At 70.6% G+C, this 17,265-nt stretch carries 15 protein-coding genes; 7 read left to right on the plus strand and 8 right to left on the minus strand.

The features are described 5' to 3' along the window. Positions 1-19 precede the first annotated feature (19 nt). A complete protein-coding gene (locus HDA39_RS03505; RefSeq protein ID WP_184793802.1) occupies positions 20-403 on the minus strand; it encodes a hypothetical protein in 384 nt (127 codons plus the stop codon). Between the two features lie 104 nt (positions 404-507). Continuing rightward, positions 508-966 carry a hypothetical protein gene (locus HDA39_RS03510; protein ID WP_184793803.1) on the minus strand — a complete coding sequence of 153 codons (459 nt, stop codon included), beginning with the start codon at positions 964-966 and terminating at the stop codon, positions 508-510. Between the two features lie 105 nt (positions 967-1,071). Here HDA39_RS03510 and HDA39_RS03515 point away from each other — a divergent pair, with 105 nt between their 5' ends. Then, on the plus strand, positions 1,072-4,056 hold the full coding sequence (locus HDA39_RS03515) for a bifunctional [glutamine synthetase] adenylyltransferase/[glutamine synthetase]-adenylyl-L-tyrosine phosphorylase (protein ID WP_337925609.1): 2,985 nt from the start codon (positions 1,072-1,074) through the stop codon (positions 4,054-4,056). A 191-nt stretch (positions 4,057-4,247) separates the two neighbouring features. Here HDA39_RS03515 and HDA39_RS03520 read toward each other — a convergent pair whose 3' ends face one another. Next, complete coding sequence (locus HDA39_RS03520) at positions 4,248-5,177, minus strand: ferritin-like domain-containing protein (protein WP_184793804.1); 930 nt, start codon at positions 5,175-5,177, stop codon at positions 4,248-4,250. A gap of 219 nt (positions 5,178-5,396) precedes the next feature. Here HDA39_RS03520 and HDA39_RS03525 point away from each other — a divergent pair, with 219 nt between their 5' ends. Then, positions 5,397-5,915 (plus strand): SigE family RNA polymerase sigma factor, encoded by a 519-nt coding sequence (locus HDA39_RS03525; RefSeq protein ID WP_184793805.1) that lies wholly within the window; start codon positions 5,397-5,399, stop codon positions 5,913-5,915. Between the two features lie 30 nt (positions 5,916-5,945). Then, entirely contained in the window at positions 5,946-6,662 is a 717-nt protein-coding gene (trmB, locus tag HDA39_RS03530; RefSeq protein WP_184805479.1) for a tRNA (guanosine(46)-N7)-methyltransferase TrmB, read from the plus strand. On the opposite strand, the gene HDA39_RS03535 is transcribed toward trmB, so the two are convergent. From HDA39_RS03535 to HDA39_RS03555, 5 genes are all read right to left on the minus strand, one after another. Beyond that, positions 6,643-9,285 (minus strand): family 78 glycoside hydrolase catalytic domain, encoded by a 2,643-nt coding sequence (locus tag HDA39_RS03535; protein ID WP_184793806.1) that lies wholly within the window; start codon positions 9,283-9,285, stop codon positions 6,643-6,645. The genes trmB and HDA39_RS03535 overlap by 20 nt on opposite strands. A 92-nt stretch (positions 9,286-9,377) precedes the next feature. Further along, entirely contained in the window at positions 9,378-10,106 is a 729-nt protein-coding gene (locus HDA39_RS03540; protein ID WP_184793807.1) for an SDR family NAD(P)-dependent oxidoreductase, read from the minus strand. A gap of 1 nt (position 10,107) precedes the next feature. Beyond that, positions 10,108-11,301, minus strand: a complete 1,194-nt coding sequence (locus HDA39_RS03545; protein WP_184793808.1) for an SAM-dependent methyltransferase — start codon at positions 11,299-11,301, stop codon at positions 10,108-10,110. Next, a complete protein-coding gene (locus tag HDA39_RS03550; RefSeq protein WP_337925610.1) occupies positions 11,298-12,023 on the minus strand; it encodes a DUF1365 domain-containing protein in 726 nt (241 codons plus the stop codon). The genes HDA39_RS03545 and HDA39_RS03550 overlap by 4 nt, the downstream gene beginning before the upstream one ends. Further along, complete coding sequence (locus tag HDA39_RS03555; RefSeq protein ID WP_184793809.1) at positions 12,017-13,279, minus strand: NAD(P)/FAD-dependent oxidoreductase; 1,263 nt, start codon at positions 13,277-13,279, stop codon at positions 12,017-12,019. Before HDA39_RS03555 ends, HDA39_RS03550 begins: the two co-directional genes overlap by 7 nt. Before the next feature lie 244 nt (positions 13,280-13,523). Here HDA39_RS03555 and HDA39_RS03560 point away from each other — a divergent pair, with 244 nt between their 5' ends. The 4 genes from HDA39_RS03560 (at position 13,524) to HDA39_RS03575 (ending at position 17,200) form a co-directional block, all read left to right on the plus strand. Continuing rightward, the gene (locus HDA39_RS03560; RefSeq protein WP_337925611.1) at positions 13,524-14,588 is read left to right on the plus strand and encodes an ABC transporter substrate-binding protein; all 1,065 of its coding nucleotides are present in this window, start codon (positions 13,524-13,526) and stop codon (positions 14,586-14,588) included. 20 nt (positions 14,589-14,608) lie between these two features. After that, positions 14,609-15,337: an ABC transporter ATP-binding protein gene (locus HDA39_RS03565; RefSeq protein WP_184793810.1), complete on the plus strand. Its 729-nt coding sequence runs from the start codon at positions 14,609-14,611 to the stop codon at positions 15,335-15,337. Then, the gene (locus tag HDA39_RS03570) at positions 15,327-16,217 is read left to right on the plus strand and encodes an ABC transporter permease (RefSeq protein ID WP_184793811.1); all 891 of its coding nucleotides are present in this window, start codon (positions 15,327-15,329) and stop codon (positions 16,215-16,217) included. The genes HDA39_RS03565 and HDA39_RS03570 overlap by 11 nt, the downstream gene beginning before the upstream one ends. A gap of 92 nt (positions 16,218-16,309) precedes the next feature. Then, on the plus strand, positions 16,310-17,200 hold the full coding sequence (locus HDA39_RS03575; protein WP_184793812.1) for a TSUP family transporter: 891 nt from the start codon (positions 16,310-16,312) through the stop codon (positions 17,198-17,200). Positions 17,201-17,265 lie beyond the last annotated feature (65 nt).

Genomic DNA, 17,265 nt, shown 5'->3' on the forward strand with positions numbered 1-17,265 from the left:
GAGCCGGCCGTTCGGGCGATCAGAAGGTCTTGGTGTACTTCGTGCCCTTGTAGTACATCTTCACGCCGTCGGGCTTGGACGCGTCGTGGCCGAAGGACAGCTTGCCTGTGTAGGTGCTGCCACTCTTGCCCGCGGCAACATCGCGGTAGCCGTAGTCGGACGAACCGTTGCGCGTCACGTTGTAGCTGATCCCGCTGCTGCACTTGTTGGTCACGTCGACGACCCACTTGTAGTCGTTCCAGCCGTCGTTGTTCAGCTTGGTGCGGACGACCTTCACGCACGAGGGCCAGGCGGCGGCGACGGCCTGCGGGGCCGCGTCGGCGGGTGTGCCGGGAGCGGCCTGCGCGGTGAGCGGGGCGGCAAGGAGGGTGGTGCCGAGGGCGAGGATGGCGAGGACGCGCATCGTGGATTCCTTTCGCGGAGTGACGTCGCCGGGTGACGGCGAGCTGAGTCGATAGCATCCTGGCATGCGATCGTGTCACTGAATGGTGCGAAAAGCGGGGGAAATTAACTGGCGCCCGCGGTCTCGGGAGTTGTCCAGCGAGCCGCTGCGGTGGAATGGCGGTAGGGGGTGGTGAGAGCCGCGGGCGCCGGAGTGGTCGCGCGTGGCTCCGGGGCGGTCGTGCCGTCGGAGGCGAGGATCTCGACCTCCTCGACCGTCAGCAGACCGACCGGGCGGATCCCTTCGGTGACCACCACGATGCAGCCGGGGACCACCTGCTGGGCCCGGTGGTCCTGGGCCGGGACGAGGATGCCCTCGGCCGCCGAGCGCCAGGCGCCGGGGGCGAAGCGGCGCAGCGCGATGCCGACCTGCCCGTCCTCGGCCGTGCGTGGTGGAAGGTACGCGGTGGCTGTGTAGTCGTAGTCGTAGTCCGGCTCGGGCGGCCCGGACACCCGCCCACCCTGCTGGGGCGTCAACCAGACCACCGTGCCCCGAACAGCGAGCGACCCCGTCATCATGACCATGATCAGTCATCATGCCCGTCACGGACAGTTTTTGCCAAGCGACTCCGAGTGGTGGCCGTGATCACCCCGCAACCGAACCGCGATCTGCGCCGGTAACCTGCGGGGGTGGCGGAGTCGCGGAAGGTGTCCAGTGAGGGACAGCTGGTACGGCGGGGGTTCGCGGACCCCCAACGGGCCTCGAAGCTGCTCCAGCAGCTCGACCGGCTGGACGCGCGCACCCCGATGGCGACCGAGCAGCTGATCGGCTCGCTGTCGGAGTCCGCCGATCCCGATCTCGCGCTGCTCCACCTGCTCGGCCTGGCCGAGGCGCTGGACCAGCACGAGTACGACGTGTCCGCCTTCGCCCGCACGCTCGACATGGACGACGACTTCCGCCGTCGCCTGTGCTGCGTGCTCGGCGCGAGCGAGGCGCTCGGCCGCCATCTCACCGTGCACCCGCGGCACTGGTACGACTTGGCCGACCCGGCGCTGGCCGGCAACAACCCGACCCCTGACGACGTCGCCGCCCGGCTCGCCCTGGCCGTGGACGACGACAACCCGGTCGATGCGCTGCGCATCGAGTACCGCCGTCTCCTGCTCCGCCTCGCCGCCCGCGACCTCGCCGAGGGACTGCTCGTCGACGAGACCGCCGCCGTCCTGGCCGACCTCGCCGGTGGTGCCTTGGAAACTGCGCTCCGGATCGCCCGCAACCAGTACTTCGGCCAGCACCCCGGTGCCGCCGACTGCCGGCTGGCAGTGATTGCCATGGGCAAGTGCGGCGGCCGCGAACTGAACTACGTCAGCGATGTCGACGTGCTGTTCGTCGCCGAGCCGCTGGAGGGCGAGGACGAGGCCCCGGCGCTGAAGACCGCGACCCAGCTGGCCGCTGCCGCGATGCGGATCTGCTCCGCGCACACCGCCGAGGGCACGCTCTGGCCGGTCGACGCCGCGCTCCGCCCGGAAGGCAAGTCCGGCCCACTGGTTCGTACGCTCGACAGCCATCTCGCCTACTACCAGCGCTGGGCCAAGACCTGGGAGTTCCAGGCGCTGCTGAAGGCCCGCCCGATCGCCGGCGACGCCGAGCTCGGTCAGGCGTACGCCGACCAGACGGCCGGCCTGGTCTGGTCCGCGGCCGACCGGGAGGGCTTCGTCGACGACGTGCAGGCGATGCGCCGCCGGGTCGTCGACCACATCCCGGCCGCCGATGTCGACCGGCAGCTGAAGCTCGGTCCCGGCGGTCTGCGCGACGTCGAGTTCGCCGTCCAGCTGCTGCAGCTCGTGCACGGGCGGAGCGACGAGACCGTGCGCAGCGGGACGACTTTGATCGCGTTGGAACAGCTGACGAGTTCCGGGTACGTCGGGCGCACCGACGGCGCCGTACTGGCCGACGCGTACCGGTTCCTGCGCTCGATGGAGCACCGGATCCAGCTGTACCGGCTCCGGCGGACCCACTCCGTCCCCGAGCACGAGGACGACCTGCGCCGGCTCGGCCGCTCGCTCGGCTTCACCAAGAACCCGATCACCGACCTGACCAAGGTGTGGAAGAAGCACGCGCTCGAGGTCCGCCGCCTGCACGAGAAGCTCTTCTACCGCCCGCTGCTCGCCGCCGTCGCGCGGATCCCCGGCGGGGAGGTCCGGCTCACCCCGGAGGCCGCGAAGCAGCGCCTCACCGCCCTCGGGTACGCCGACCCGGCGTCCGCGCTGCGGCACATCGAGGCGTTGTCCGAGGGCGTGTCCCGGCGGTCGTCGATCCAGCGCGCGCTGCTGCCGGCGATGCTCGGCTGGTTCGCCGAGTCGCCCGATCCGGACGCCGGGCTGCTCGCCTTCCGGACGATCTCCGACGCCCTCGGCTCGACGCCTTGGTACCTGCGCCAGCTCCGCGACGAAGGCGCGTCCGCCGAACGCCTCGCACACCTGCTCGCCAGCGGCCGGTACGCCGTCGACCTGCTGCAGCGTGCACCCGAGGCGACAGCGATGCTCGCGGACGAGCGCGAGCTGGTCCCGCGCAAGCCCGAGGCGCTGCTCACCGAGATGTCTGCCGCCGCGCGCCGGCAGGACAAGCCGGAAGCCGCGGTCGCGGCGATCCGGGCGGTCCGGCGGCGCGAGCTGTTCCGGGTCGCGGCCGCTGACCTGTCGCACCTGCTCGAGGTCGAGCAGGTCGGCGAGGCGCTGACCACGATCGCGGCCGCGACGCTGACGAGTTCGCTGGAGGTCGCCCGGCGGGCGGTCGCCAAGGGCGGTGAGGAGCCGACCCGGATGGCGATCGTCGCGATGGGCCGGTTCGGCGGGCACGAGCTCGGCTACGGCAGTGACGCCGACGTGATGTTCGTCCACGATCCGTTGCCGGGGGCATCGGAAAAGGCGGCCACCGACTTCGCCATCCAGGCCGCGACCGAACTGCGCCGCCTGCTGTCGATACCGGGTGCGGATCCGGCCGTCGCGATCGACGCCGATCTGCGGCCCGAGGGCCGGCAGGGTCCGCTCGTGCGCACGCTGGCGTCGTACGCGTCGTACTACGCGCGCTGGTCGGCGGTCTGGGAGGCGCAGGCGTTGCTCCGGGCCGATCCGCTCTGCGGCGATCCCGAGCTGTGCCAGGCGTTCCGCGACCTGATCGACCCGTTGCGCTACCCGGCGGACGGCGTACCGGCCAGGGATGTCATGGAGATCCGGCGGATCAAGGCTCGCGTCGATGCCGAGCGGCTGCCGCGCGGTGCCGACCCGGCGACCCACACCAAGCTCGGGCGCGGCGGTCTGGCCGACATCGAGTGGACGGTCCAGCTGCTGCAGTTGCGCGAGGCCCACCGGGTCGAAGGGCTGCGGACGACACGGACGCTCGGCGCGTTGCGGGTGGCGGTCGAGGAAGGACTCTTCGAGCGCCGGGACGCCGACGTACTGCGGGCCGCCTGGCAACGGGCGTCGCGGATCCGGAACGCGATCATGCTGACCCGGGCCCGGCCGAGCGACTCACTGCCGCGCGATCCGCGCGATCTGGCCGCCGTGGCGCAGATCTGCGGTTACCCGCCGGGCCAGACCAGTCGCTTCTCCGACGACTACCTCCGGCTGACCCGGCGCGCGCGCAACGTGGTCGACCGCCTCTTCTGGGGCGAGTGATCCGCCCAGAAGAGGAGTCAGGTGGGCAGGGCATGTCTCCGAACCCCTCGCCTACTGCGCGGCACCCGGCACGGCACCTCGACGCACTGGAGCAAAGACCACGATGGAAGAACATCGAGGCCTTCACTCCAGCACGCCGAGCTACCGCACCGGGCACCTGCTCGCTACGGCGAGGGATTCGGAGACATACCCTAGTTGCTCTTGGCGCTCTGGCGGATCTCGCCGTTGACACCGGCGGGGAAGAAGCCGCCCTTGGTGGTGACCGCCGGGTTGAGGTAGACGACGTTCAGCACCTGGCCGGCCGAGCGGCTGTAGGCGATGCCGTTGCCGTCGGTCGGGATGATGTTCGCGGTGTCCAGCCGGTTCAGGCCCTGGTCCAGATCGGTGCTGCCGTCCAGGCTGTCCCGGGCGTCGGAGATCGCCCGCGAGGCCACGGCCAGGCCGCGGTTGAGCAGCGTCGTCCGGATGTTGGCGGCGTGGTAGGCCTCGACCGCGAGGATGCCGGCGGCCGCCTCGAGATAGGTCTTGTTGCTGATCAGCGGAGCGGCGCCCTTGTACGCCGTGACGCCGACGTCCTCGAAGACGAAGGCGGCCAGCAGGAAGTTGTCGTCTCCTGCGTAGGCGTCGAACTTCTGGCCGGGCTTGATCAGGCCGGCCGCGGTCGCCGCGGCGGTGAAGGCGGCGTCGATGTCGATCGCCGGGCGGGCCACCGCGGCCGAGCCCAGCGCGGCGCGCAGGAACTTGACGTGGGCCAGCTCGTCGGAGGCGATCTCGGTGGCGAACTGCTTGATCACCTTGTTCTTGAAGTTCACCTGACGGCCGCCGGAGACCGCGCCCGGCGTCCCCTTGCCGCCGATCGCCGAGGCCGGCAGGCCCTGGCCGTGCACGGCGCGCAGGTAGAACTCGGCTTCCAGGTACTCCAGGTTCAGCGCGAAGTTCAGGACCGCGCCGTCGCTGGGCGCGCCGGCTGCCGATGCCTCACCGGCGGCTCCGGCCGTCAGCGCCCCGGCTGCCGCGACTCCGAGCCCCGCGACGCCGGCCGAGTGCAGGAACCTGCGGCGGTCGAGCCCGTTCTCGGCGCTGCGGTCGATGGCGTTGCGGACGAACAGTTTGTCGAACATGCGACTTCACTCCCGGTGTTCGATGTCACCCGAACGGAGCTCCGCCCGGGCGCCTCCCTGCCGGCCGGGGACGGACTGCGGCGGCCGACCACTACCGGTTCGGAGCGGGCCGGGCCGTGGATGGGCGCGGATTTCACTGTCGCGCAAGCGTGAAAGCGTCGTGTAAGCCGATCGCGGGACGCTGACCTCTTCGAAAGGACACGCTGGGGGCGATTCACCATGGCGGAACTGTCGGGGGACGGTGCCACGAGCTTCACGCAGTTCGTGACACAGCGGTACGGCGCACTGCTGGGTACGGCGTACCTGCTGACGCAGGACCACGGCCTGGCCGAGGACCTGGTGCAGACCACGCTGGCCAAGTGCTGGCGGCGGTGGGACACCATCCGCGCCGAGGACCCGTACGCGTACGTGCGGCAGGTGCTCGTCAACACCTGTCGCGCCTACTGGCGGGTGAAGAAGGGCAAGCTGGAGTTCCCGACCGAGGAGCTGCCGACCCGGCCGGTGCTGATCGACTACTACGACCGGATCGAGCGGGACTCCGTGCTGGTCGCCGCGCTGGAACGGCTGCCGGGACGGATGCGGGCGGTCGTCGTCCTGCGGTACCTGGTCGATCTGAGCGAGGCCGAGACCGCGGAGGAGGTCGGGTGCGCGGTCGGCACGATCAAGAGCCAGACCAGCCGGGCGCTGGCCCGGTTGCGTGGGGATCCGCTGCTGCTCGACTACCGCAAGAGCGCCTGACGGACGCTGTAAGTTGTACCGGTGGAAACGATGGATCAGGTACGGCAGCCGGGCGTGTTCAGTCACGTCCGGCGCAGCGTGCGGATGACGGTCGGGCAGCAGCGGGTGTGGGAGACGCACTGGTCCGAGCTCGGTCGCAAGCTGGAGGAGTTGCCGGCCGGGACGCTCGACCTGGACGCCTGGTTCGGCCGGACGGCGCCGGTGGTGCTGGAGATCGGGTCGGGTATGGGCGAGGCGACCGCGCAGCTCGCGGAGGCGGCGCCCGGGGTCAACCACCTGGCCGCCGAGGTCTACCCGGCCGGGCTCGGGCAGCTGATGCTCGCGGTCGAGAAGAGCGACCTGGGCAACGTCCGCCTACTGCACGGCGACGCGCTCGACTTCCTCCGCGACCACGTCGCGCCGGACACGCTGGACGGCGTACGGATCTACTTCCCGGATCCGTGGCAGAAGAAGCGGCACAACAAGCGGCGACTGGTGAAGTCGCCGTTCGTCAGCCTGGTCGCGTCCCGGCTGCGGCCCGGCGGGACGTTGCACCTGGCCACGGACTGGGCCGACTACGCCGACGAGATGCTCGAGGTCTGCACGGCCGAGCCGCTGCTCGCCAACCAGTACGACAGCTGGGCGCCACGGCCGTCGTGGCGTCCGCTGACCAAGTTCGAGTCGCGTGCGCAGGTCGAAGGCCGCGTGTGCCGCGACCTGCTCCTCACAAAATCACAGAGCACCAAGGTCACGCCGTCCGGCTGGTGAACGACCAGTGCCCTGACGGGACCGTGTAGATCGCGTAGCCGTCCGTCCAGACCGGCTCCCCGGCGTACGGAGCTGGTACGGCGGTGACGTCGGTCGGCTGCTCCGACGGCACGTGCACCTCGGCGGTGCTGCCGACCGGGACCTGCACCTCGACGTGCAGCACGCGTCCGACCTGTCGCCAGGTCGCGGACACCCGGCCGCGAACGGTGTCGGTCCGCACCGAGGCCTGGGCCGTGTCCGCTCGCGCGTCCGGACGGACGACGAGCCGTTCCCAGCCGTTGCCCGCGTTGCGGAGTCCGGTGACGTTCTCCAGCAGCCACTGCACGACGGTGCCCTGGAAGTAGTGGTTGCGCGACCGGCTGTCGGCCTCCCAGCGCTCCCACATGGTGTCGGCGCCCTCGTCGTACCAGTAGCCCCAGCTCGGGTACGTCCGTTGCTGGGCGACCTTCGCGGCGACGTCTGCATGCCCGTACTGCGCCAGAACGGGCAGCAGTACGCCGACGCCGAGGCAGCCGGTGTTCAGGTGGAAGTCGCGCGCCTCGAGGTCGCTGACCAGGTTGGCGACGACCTGCTCGACCAGCTCGTCGGGAACCAGGCCGAACGCGAGCGGAACCGCGTTGGAGGTCTGGCGGTAGTCGGGGTCCTGCGCGCTCCGGTAGATCCCGGCCTCGCGGTCGAGGAACGCGCGGTTGAGCCCGTCGGCCAGCTCGACGGTTGCCTTGCGCAACCGATCCAGGGGGCCGGTCTCGCCGATCAGCTCGCCGATCTCGATCACCGCCGTGACCGCGCGGTGCAGGTACGCCGTCGCGGTCAGCCGCCGATCCTCCGGCGCCGGTCCGTCCGGGTAGCCCGGCGGCAGCCAGTCGCCGAGGACGCTGACCGACAACCCGTCCTCGACGCGGCCCAGCTCCCACTCGACGTAGCGCACGACCGCGTCCCAGTGCTCGCGGAGCAGGCGGGTGTCGCCGTACCAGCGGTGCATCTCCCGCAGCAGGAAGGGGTAGACCGTCGACCACTCGGTCGCCGGGGACAACTCGGTGAAACCCCAGTCGCCGGTCGGCACGATCACCGGGAGCTGTCCGTCGGCGGCCTGGCTGTCGCGGAGGTCGCCGAGCCACTTGGTGAAGAACCGGGACAGGTCGAGCAGCGACAGCATGGTCGGTGCGCCGACCTGGGCGTCGCCGGTCCAGCCGTTCTTCTCGAACATCGGGGTGTCGGTCGGGATGCCGTGCAGGTTGTTCAGCACCGTCTGCCGCATCGCGTCCTCGAGCCACTCGTACAGCTGGACGTCGGAGCTGAACCGCGCCGCCGGACGGACGTCGGAGTGAACGACCTGGAGAGTCAGCTCGGCGTGGTCGGCGCCGGTGACCTGGACGTAGCGGAAACCCTTGTACGAGAAGCGCGGCGCCCAGGTCTCGACTCCGTTGCCTGCGGCAACGTACTCGTCCTGCTGGAAGCGCCCTTCGACGTGGTCGCTCTCGGCCACGACCTGGCCGTCGGCGCCCAGCGTCTCGCCGTACTGGAGACTGATCGTGCGACCGGCCGGAGCCTCGGTCCGGAGCTGGACCCAGCCTGCCGTGGTGCGGCCGAAGTCGACCACCTGGAGGCCGGCCCGCGGGGTGGTGATCTCGACCGGTGCCACTTCTTCGACGACGCGGATCGGTTCGTGCTGCTGGGCGCGGAGCCGGCCCTTGGGCGGATCGAGTTCGAGGGCGGGGGACCAGGTCGAGGCGTCGAAGCCAGGGCTGTCCCAGCCGGGCTGCGCGAGGCGGGCGTCGTAGGTCTCGCCGGCGAAGAGGCTGTCGGAGACGGTCGGGCCGCTGGTGGCCTGCCACGTGGCGTCGGAGTGGAGTTCGGTGGTGGTGCCGTCCTCGTGGTCGACGACCAGGCGGGCGATCAGGCGAGGGTCGGCGGTCCAGGGGGTCTGGTGCCAGCGCCAGACGTTCGGTGTGGTCAGGCCGAAGAAGCCGCGGCCGAGCTCGGCGCCGAGGACGTTGTCGCCGGGCTGGAGGAGATCGGTGACGTCGTGGGTGACGTAGAGGACCGTCTTGTCGTAGTCGGTGAAGCCGGGGTCGAGGACGGCGTCGCCGACTCGTCGGCCGTTGAGGTGCAGGTCGGCGTACGCGAGGCCGCTGACGTAGAGGCGGGCCTTGGCGATCGGGCCGGGCAGGTCGAACGCGCGGCGGAGCAGGGGAGCGGCTTCGGTGGAGGCGCCGATCCAGCGGGCGTCCTGCCAGCCGTCGTCGAGCAGGGCGGTCTCGAACCAGCTCGGACGGCTCCACTTGCTCTCGCGCTCCAGGCCGTCCCAGAGGCGGACGGCCCAGTGGTAGCGGGTGCGCGGCGCGAGCTGCGGGCCGTCGTACTCGAGCTGGATGGCGTCACCGGTGACCTTGCCGGAGTCCCAGACGTCGGCCTGCTCAGGGGTGAGGAGGTCCGGGCTGGTGGCGACGAGGACCTGGTACGCCGACTGGGTGGCTCCGAAGCCGGGGGCGGTGGCGATCCAGGCGAGGCGCGGGCGGGGCTCGTCGAGGCCGAGCGGGCGGTCGGCGTACTCGACCGTGAGCTTCGCCACGTCGAGCGGGCCGCCGGGGGCCCAGCCGTCCGGAAAAGCTGGTGTGGCCACGGGGTGAGCTCCTCACATCAGGCGGTCGATCCCGGAGGACCGTACGTACCTGCAGCAGGTGAGGGCAACACCTGTGACCGCATCTGGACAGATCAGGATCGAGGGGTGAGAGCCAAGGCCCACAGCCGGTCGGGGACGAGTTTGGCGAAGCGCATCAGGAGGTCCATCTGCCAGGGGAAGACGATCCGCGCGGACTGGCGCTCGATGCCGTCCGCGATCGCGCGGGCGGCCTGGTCGGCCTTGATGATGAACGGCATCGGGAACGAGTTGGTCTCGGTCATCTCGGTCTCGACGAAGCCGGGGCAGACGGTGAGGACGTCGATGCCGTCCGGGCGGAGTTTGGCGCGCAGGGCCTCGAGCAGGTTGATCTGGGCGGCCTTGGTCGCGCCGTACGCCTCGGCGCCGGGCAGGCCGCGGTAGCCGGCGACCGACGCGATGCCGACGATCATGCCGCCGCCCTGCAGGCGCGGGATGACGGTGTCGAGGGTGTTGGCCAGGCCGGTGAGGTTGACGTCGAGGTGCTTCTGGAAGGACGCCGCGTCGAAGTCGTCCATCTGGGCCCAGTAGCCGGCGCTGAAGATCAGGATGTCGAGCCCGCCGAGTTGCTGGGCCACGTCGTGGGCGGCCCGGCGGACGGACTCCTGGTCGGTGACGTCGACGGTGCTGATCGCCAACTGGTGGCCGGCGACCTCCTTCAGCTTGTCCTCGCGGCGGGCGGAGATCGCGACCCGCGCGCCGCGCTGGTGCAGCTCGTGCGCGAGGGCGGCGCCGATGCCGGAGGAGGCGCCGACGACCCAGATCTTGCGGCCGGTGAGATCCATGTCAGGTCCTTCGGGTCAAGGCGAGCTGGACGACGTCGAGGTACCCGGAGCGGAAACCTGCTTCGGAGTACGCGAGGTAGAACTCCCACATCCGGCGGAAGGTCTCGTCGAATCCGAGCGCGTCGACCTCCGCGGCCTGCTCGGTGAAGCGGTCGCGCCACAGGCGCAGGGTCCGGGCGTAGTCGGCGCCGAACTTGTGCTGATCGATCACGGCGAGACGGCCGGCCGAGCGGTCGATCGCCTCCAGGGAAGGGATCAGGCCGCCGGGGAAGATGTACTTGTGGATCCAGCCCTGCGCGTGCCGGGTCGCGCGCAGCCGGTCGTCGGGCATCGTGATCGCCTGCAGGCCGAACCGCCCGCCGGGCACGAGCAGGCGGTCGACGGTCGCGAAGTACTCGGCCCAGTACCGCTCGCCGACGGCCTCGATCATCTCGACGCTCACCACCGCGTCGTACCGGCCGGCGGCGTCGCGGTAGTCGCACAGCTCGACGGTCGCGTCCACGCCCGCCTCGGCGATCCGCTTGCGCGCGAGGTCGCGCTGCTCGGTGGACAGCGTGATCGACGTGACGGTCGCGCCACGGCCGGCCGCCTGGATCGCGAGCTGACCCCAGCCGGTCCCGATCTCCAGAACGCGCGAGCCCTCCCGTACGCCGGCCAGGTCGAGCACGTTGTCGATCTTGCGGACCTGCGCCTGCTCGAGGTCGTCGGTGTCGTCGAAGAGCGCTGACGAGTACGACATGGTCGGGTCGAGGAAGGTCGCGAACAGGTCGTTGGACAGGTCGTAGTGGCGGGCGATGTTGGAGCGCGCGCCCGTGCGGTCGTTCAGCTCGGAGGTCGGCATGCGCTGCTCGATCACCTTGCGGAAGCGCTGGAGCGTCGGCGGGACGAGCGTGCTGAGCCGGCGGGCGAAGACGGTCAGCAGCTCGGCCAGGTCGGTGCCGGGCGCGGCCCGCCAGTCGCCGGCCATGTAGGCCTCGCCGAAGCCGATCTTGAGGTCGGCACCGATCCGGTGGAAGAACCTGTCGGAGACGATCTCCATCACCGGTCCGCCGCGGCCGAGGCGCCGGCCGTCGGGCAGCACCACTTGCACTGCGAGGTCGCGAACGGCACCTCGGAGGACCTGCCGCGCCGCGGCTGCACGAACAGAACTTCTGGGACTTTTGACGATGTCTGGCCAGCGCTCGTCGATGGTCATCGTGCGACTCCTTCCGGTGGGGTGTGCGGGCGGCGCTGCACCACCGGTAACCGGCGGAACCAGAGCCACACTCCATGGATTCGGATCAGAGTTGCGATCTGGTGGGTGACGAAAGGGTTCCGTAAGACCGTCGCGAGAACAGCTCGCCGCGCGGCGGGGCGCGGCGTACCGGTGAACGCCGCGGAGAAGACGCGCTGGTCGTGCTGGTGCAGGTCGATCGCGACCGCCAGCCGGCCGGGCTCGAGGCGCAGCGTCACGTCGTACCGGCCTTCGACGGTGAAGAAGGGGGAGACGTAGAACTGCTTGTCCAGGCTGAACTGGGTGGCGCGGCCGAGCTGGGCGTGGCGTTCGCCGTACGTGTTGTGGATCTCGAGGACGACGCAGCGCAGGTCGCCGGCGGCGGTCAGGCACCAGAAGACGGTGAGTGGGTCGAAGACGTAGCCGAAGGTACGGGCGTTGGACAGCATCACGACGCGATCGTCCGGTCGCAGCTCCACGCCGTGCGCGGCGGTGAAGTGGGCGACGTTGTCGCGCAGGGACCGGTTCGGATCGCCCAGGTGGTCGGCGGCGCGGAACGAGCCGAGCCACCCGCGGCGGGGCAGGTCGGTGACGTCGACGAGCCACTGGTACGTCCGGTAGCGGAACCGGTGCCGCTTCGGCACCCGGCGCGAGTGACTGACGTGCCCGGGGACGATCGCGGGCAGCGTGGGAAGGTCTACCACCTGACCCCCAGCCGGGAGGCTGCCTCGACACCCGAGCGGCAGCCGTCCTCGTGGAACCCCCAGCCCAGGTGCGCGCCCGCGAAGGCGAGCCGTGGTCCGCCGGCCGACGTGAGCTGCTCGGCCGCGGCGACGGACTCGGGAGTGAAGACCGGGTGCGCGTACGTCATCCGGCTGGTGACCTTGGCCGGGTCGACCCAGCCGTCCGGGTTGAGGGTGACCAGGTGCTCGTCGGCGGAGTCGAAGCCCTGCAGGCGATTCATCCAGTAGCTGACCAGGACCTGCGGCTGGTCGGCGTGGCAGTCGCGCATCCGGTAGTTCCAGGACGACCGCGCACGTCGTACGGCGGGCAGGACGGAGGTGTCGGTGTGCAGCCAGGTCGGGTTGACCGAGTAGCGGAACGCGCCGAGCAGGGCCTTCTCCTCGGGCGTCGCGTCGACGAGCAGGTCGAGCGTCGTGTCGGCGTGCGTCGCGAGGACGATGCGGTCGAAGGCGTGGGTCGTGTCGCCGGTGACGACCTCGACGCCGTCGTCGTGCCGCAGCACCGAGCGGACGGGAGTCGCCGTGCGGACGTCGCCGATCGCGGCGACCACCTGGTCGACGTACGCGCCGGAACCGCCCTCGACCGTGCGCCAGGTTGGCGAGCCGCCGACGGTCAGCATGCCGTGGTGGTCGAGGAAGCGGAACAGGTAGCGCGCCGGGTACAGCCCGGCGTCGGCCGTGCCCGACGACCAGACGCAGGCGACCAGCGGCACGGCGAAGTGCCGGACGAAGTACTTGGAGAAGCCGCGCTGCTGCAGGAACCCTGCCCAGGTGAGGCTGTCGTCGCCGTCGTTCAGGACAGCGCGGGCCGCGCGGTGGAAGCGGGGGATCTCGGTGAGCATGCGGACGAAGCGGGGATCGGCGAGCCGGCGCGGCTGGCTCAGGATCGATCCGGCGCCGCGGCCCCCGGCGTACTCGAGACCGCAGCCGTCGCAGTGGACGCTCATGCTCATCTCGGTCGGGCGGGTGCCCACGCCGAGCTCGGCGAAGAGCTTGAGCAGGTACGGGTAGGTCTGCTCGTTGTGCACGATGAAACCGCTGTCGACCCGGTGCGTGCCGCCGGCCGAGTCCGTGACGTCGTGGGTGTGCGCGTGCCCGCCGGGCCGGACGTCCGCCTCGAAGACGGTGACCCGACACGTCCGGCTCAGCAGGTACGCCGCGGTCAACCCGGCGACGCCGGACCCGACCACGGCCACCGACTCACGATGACCGCTCATGGGGAAAGCCTTCCGGGTGCATAAGTTCTGAACAACTTCTGGCTGGATCGCGGAAGTCCTTCGGAGCCGGCGGCGAAAATGATGGGTCGTCCACGGGCCGAACCCGGTGTCTCAGATGCTGATAGTGGACTGAGTCGGTCGGTTTTGTTTGCTTTCATGGTCCTCAGCCCAGGTCCCCCCCGAGCCAGGTCCGACGACAGATCGCGATTCCGCCCAGGATCGCCCGCAGCTGAAGGTCACCACTGTGAGGAACAACTTCCGCCGTACCCGCTTGCTCGCCGCCGCCGTGGCGCTGATGACCGTCGCCGCCGGCTGCTCGCGCGCCGACAGCAACGAGCAGCCGGTCGCCTCGACGGACAAGGGCCCGGCCACCGAGCTGCGGCTCGGCTACTTCCCGAACGTCACCCACGCGGCGGCGCTGGTCGGGCTCGACCAGGGCCTGTTCACCAAGGAGCTCGGCAGCACCAAGCTGGTGCCGACCAAGTTCAACGCCGGCCCGGAGGCCGTCGGCGCGCTGCTCGGCGGCTCGCTGGACGCCTCCTTCATCGGCTCCGGCCCGGCGATCAACGCCTACGCGAAGTCCAACGGCGAAGCGGTCCGGCTGATCGCCGGTACGACGTCCGGCGGCGCGCAGCTGGTGGTCAAGCCGACCATCACCAAGCCCGAGGACCTGGCCGGCAAGACGGTGGTCACCCCGCAGCTGGGCAACACCCAGGACGTGTCGCTGAAGAAGTGGCTGGCCGAGAAGAACCTGACCGGCAAGGTGAAGGTCACCAACCTGGAGAACGCGCAGACGCTGGACGCGTTCAAGAAGGGTGACGTCGACGCCGCCTGGCTGCCCGAGCCCTGGTCGTCGCGGCTGGTGCTGGACGCCGGCGCGAAGGTGCTGCTGGACGAGGCCGAGCTGTGGCCCGACGGCAAGTTCCCGACCACCGTGCTGATCGTGCGGACCAAGTTCCTGCAGGAGCACCCGCAGTCGGTCAAGGCGCTGCTGACCGGTCTGGTCGGGGCGATCGACTACAGCACCAAGGACGAGGCCGCCGCGAAGAAGGTGGTCAACGCCCAGCTGCTCGAGCTGACCGGCAAGGCGCTGAAGCCGGAGGTCATCGATCGCGCCTTCGCCAACATCAAGATCACCGCCGACCCGATCGCGGGCCAGTTCCCGCAGCTGGCCAAGGACCAGGTCACCGCCGCGATCGCGAAGGAAGCGCCAGACGTGTCCGGGTTCGCCGACTTCGGGCCGCTGAACGAGGTGCTCACCAAGGCCGGGCAGCCGACCGTCGACGCCGCCGGTCTGGACAAGAAGTAACCGTTCCGAGGGGGAACACGATGACCTCAACGATCGAGACCAGGCCGGTGGCCGCGGCCGTGACGCCCGTCCGTTTCCACCAGGTCGGCAAGACGTTCGGGCAGGGCGGCAAGGCCGTGGTCGCGCTCGACCAGGTCGACCTCGCGGTCGCGCCGGGGGAGTTCGTCTGCCTGCTCGGCGCGTCGGGCTGCGGCAAGACGACGCTGCTCAACCTGGTGGCCGGGCTCGACCAGCCGACCACCGGCCGGATCGAGCTGAACTCGTCCCGGCCGGCGGTCGTCTTCCAGGAGGCGGCGCTGATGCCGTGGCTCACCGCCGCGGGCAACATCGAGCTGCCGCTGCGGATGGCCGGCGTCGGCAAGGCGGCCCGCCGGGCCACGGCGGCTGAGCTGCTCGAGCTCGTCCGCCTCGGCGGAGTGGGCGACAAGCGGCCGCACGAGCTGTCCGGCGGGATGCGGCAGCGGGTCGCGCTCGCCCGCGCGCTGGCCTCGACCACCGACCACACCGGTTCCGGCGCGGGCAAGCCGTCGCTGCTGCTGATGGACGAGCCGTTCTCCGCCCTCGACGCGATCACCCACGACGTCCGCGAGGCGGTGCGGCTCGGCCAGCGCGTCGTCCTGCTGTCCTCGCGGCCGGGCCGGGTGGTGCGGGAGTGGAACGTCGACGGGCTCACCGACGGCGCCGAAACCGGCGCGGTGGACGAGGTCAACGCCGCGCTCCGCGAGGTGATCAGCAGCCATGCCGCCTGAGGCCACCCGGGTCCGGCCGGTCGACGCCGGTTCGGTCGAAGCAGGTCTGGACGCGCTCGACACCCCGGTGGATCTGCACCGGGAGACGGTGCTGCGGCGGATCGTCGTACGGGTCCTGCCGCCGATCGGTGCGATCGCCCTGTTCGTGCTGGTCTGGCAGCTGCTCTGGGCCGCGGCGTTCTGGCCGGAGTTCAAGCTGCCCGCGCCCGCCGACGTCGGGACCCAGATCTGGCAGCTGGTGACCTCCGGGGACATCCTCGAGCTGTTCTGGACGTCGGTGCACCGGGCCGTGATCGGATTCGGGATCTCGCTGCTGATCGCCGTACCGCTCGGCCTGGCGATCGCGAACATCACCGTCGTCCGGCGCGGGATCGGGCCGCTGGTGTCCGGGCTGCAGAGCCTTCCCTCGGTGGCCTGGGTGCCGGCGGCGATCCTGTGGTTCGGGCTCAACGACCGGGCCATCTACTGGGTCGTCCTGCTCGGCGCCGTACCGTCGATCGCGAACGGGCTGGTGTCCGGCCTGGACCAGGTGCCGCCGATCCTGCCGCGGGTCGGCAAGGCGCTCGGCGCGGGCCGGTGGAGCGGCATCCGGTACATCCTGCTGCCGGCCGCGCTGCCCGGATTCCTCGGGGGACTCAAGCAGGGTTGGGCGTTCTCGTGGCGGTCGCTGATGGCCGCCGAGCTGATCGCGACGTCGCCGGACCTGGGCGAAGGGCTCGGGCAGTACCTGCACAACGCGATGTCGCTGTCGGACATCTCGATGGTGTTCGCCGGGATCCTGCTGATCTTCGTGGTCGGCGTCGGGATCGAGCTCGCGGTGTTCCGGCCGCTGGAGAACTCCGTACTGCGGGCGCGTGGGCTGACCCAGGGGAGGAAATAGCACCAAGTCTCGGCATCTGAAACCCGGCCTACTTGGGTGACTTTGTCTGCTTTCCTTGACGGACGTCCTCCTCCGTCCCAAGGAGCAGTTCTGTGCGTCGTCTCATCCTGATCGCCCTGCTCGGATCCGTGGCCCAGCTCGTCGACGGCACGCTCGGCATGGCGTACGGCGTCACCGCCACCACGGCGCTGCTGATCACCGGCATCACGCCGGCCGTCGCCTCCGCGTCCGTGCACCTGAGCGAGGTGGGGACGACGCTGGCGTCCGGGCTGTCGCACTGGCGGTTCGGCAACGTGGACTGGCGCGTGGTGGCGCTGATCGGCGTACCGGGTGGGGTCGGTGCTTTCGCGGGGGCGACGTTCCTGTCGAACCTGTCGACCGAGTCGGCGTCGCTGTGGGTTGCGGCGTTGCTGATCCTGCTGGGGGTCTACATCCTGGCGCGGTTCGCCACCGGCAAGGTGCGCGGCGTGATCCAGGGGCGCGTGGGCGGGCGGTTCCTGGGGCCGCTCGGGCTGGTCGCCGGGTTCGTCGACGCGACCGGTGGTGGCGGCTGGGGTCCGGTGGCCACGTCGGCGCTGCTCGGGAGCGGGAAGCTGGCGCCGCGGAAGACGGTCGGGTCGGTCAATGCCGCGGAGTTCATCGTGTCGGTCGCGGCCAGCCTGGGCTTCCTGTTCGGCCTGGGCAACGAGAACATCCCGTACGAGATCGTCGCGGCGCTGCTGATCGGCGGCGTGATCGCGGCACCGCTCGCGGCGTGGCTGGTGTCGCGGCTCGCGACACAGTGGCTGGGGGTCGGTGTCGGGCTCGTCCTGATCCTCACCAACGCGCGGACGCTGCTGAAGGGGCTCGAGGTCGGGACCGGGGCGCGGTTCGCGGTGTACGGCGTGCTGGTGGCGCTGTGGGCAGGGGTCGTCGCGTACGGCGTACGGCGGTCGGCCGCGGAACGTGCGGAGGACAAGGAACTGGAGTCGATCGCGGGCTGATCCGGCGTTCGTTGGCGAGCCGAAAGGTGATCGGCCGCGCCGTCGGGGTCGCGTGCTGGAAAAGG

This window comes from Kribbella italica, assembly GCF_014205135.1.
Taxonomy (GTDB): domain Bacteria; phylum Actinomycetota; class Actinomycetes; order Propionibacteriales; family Kribbellaceae; genus Kribbella; species Kribbella italica.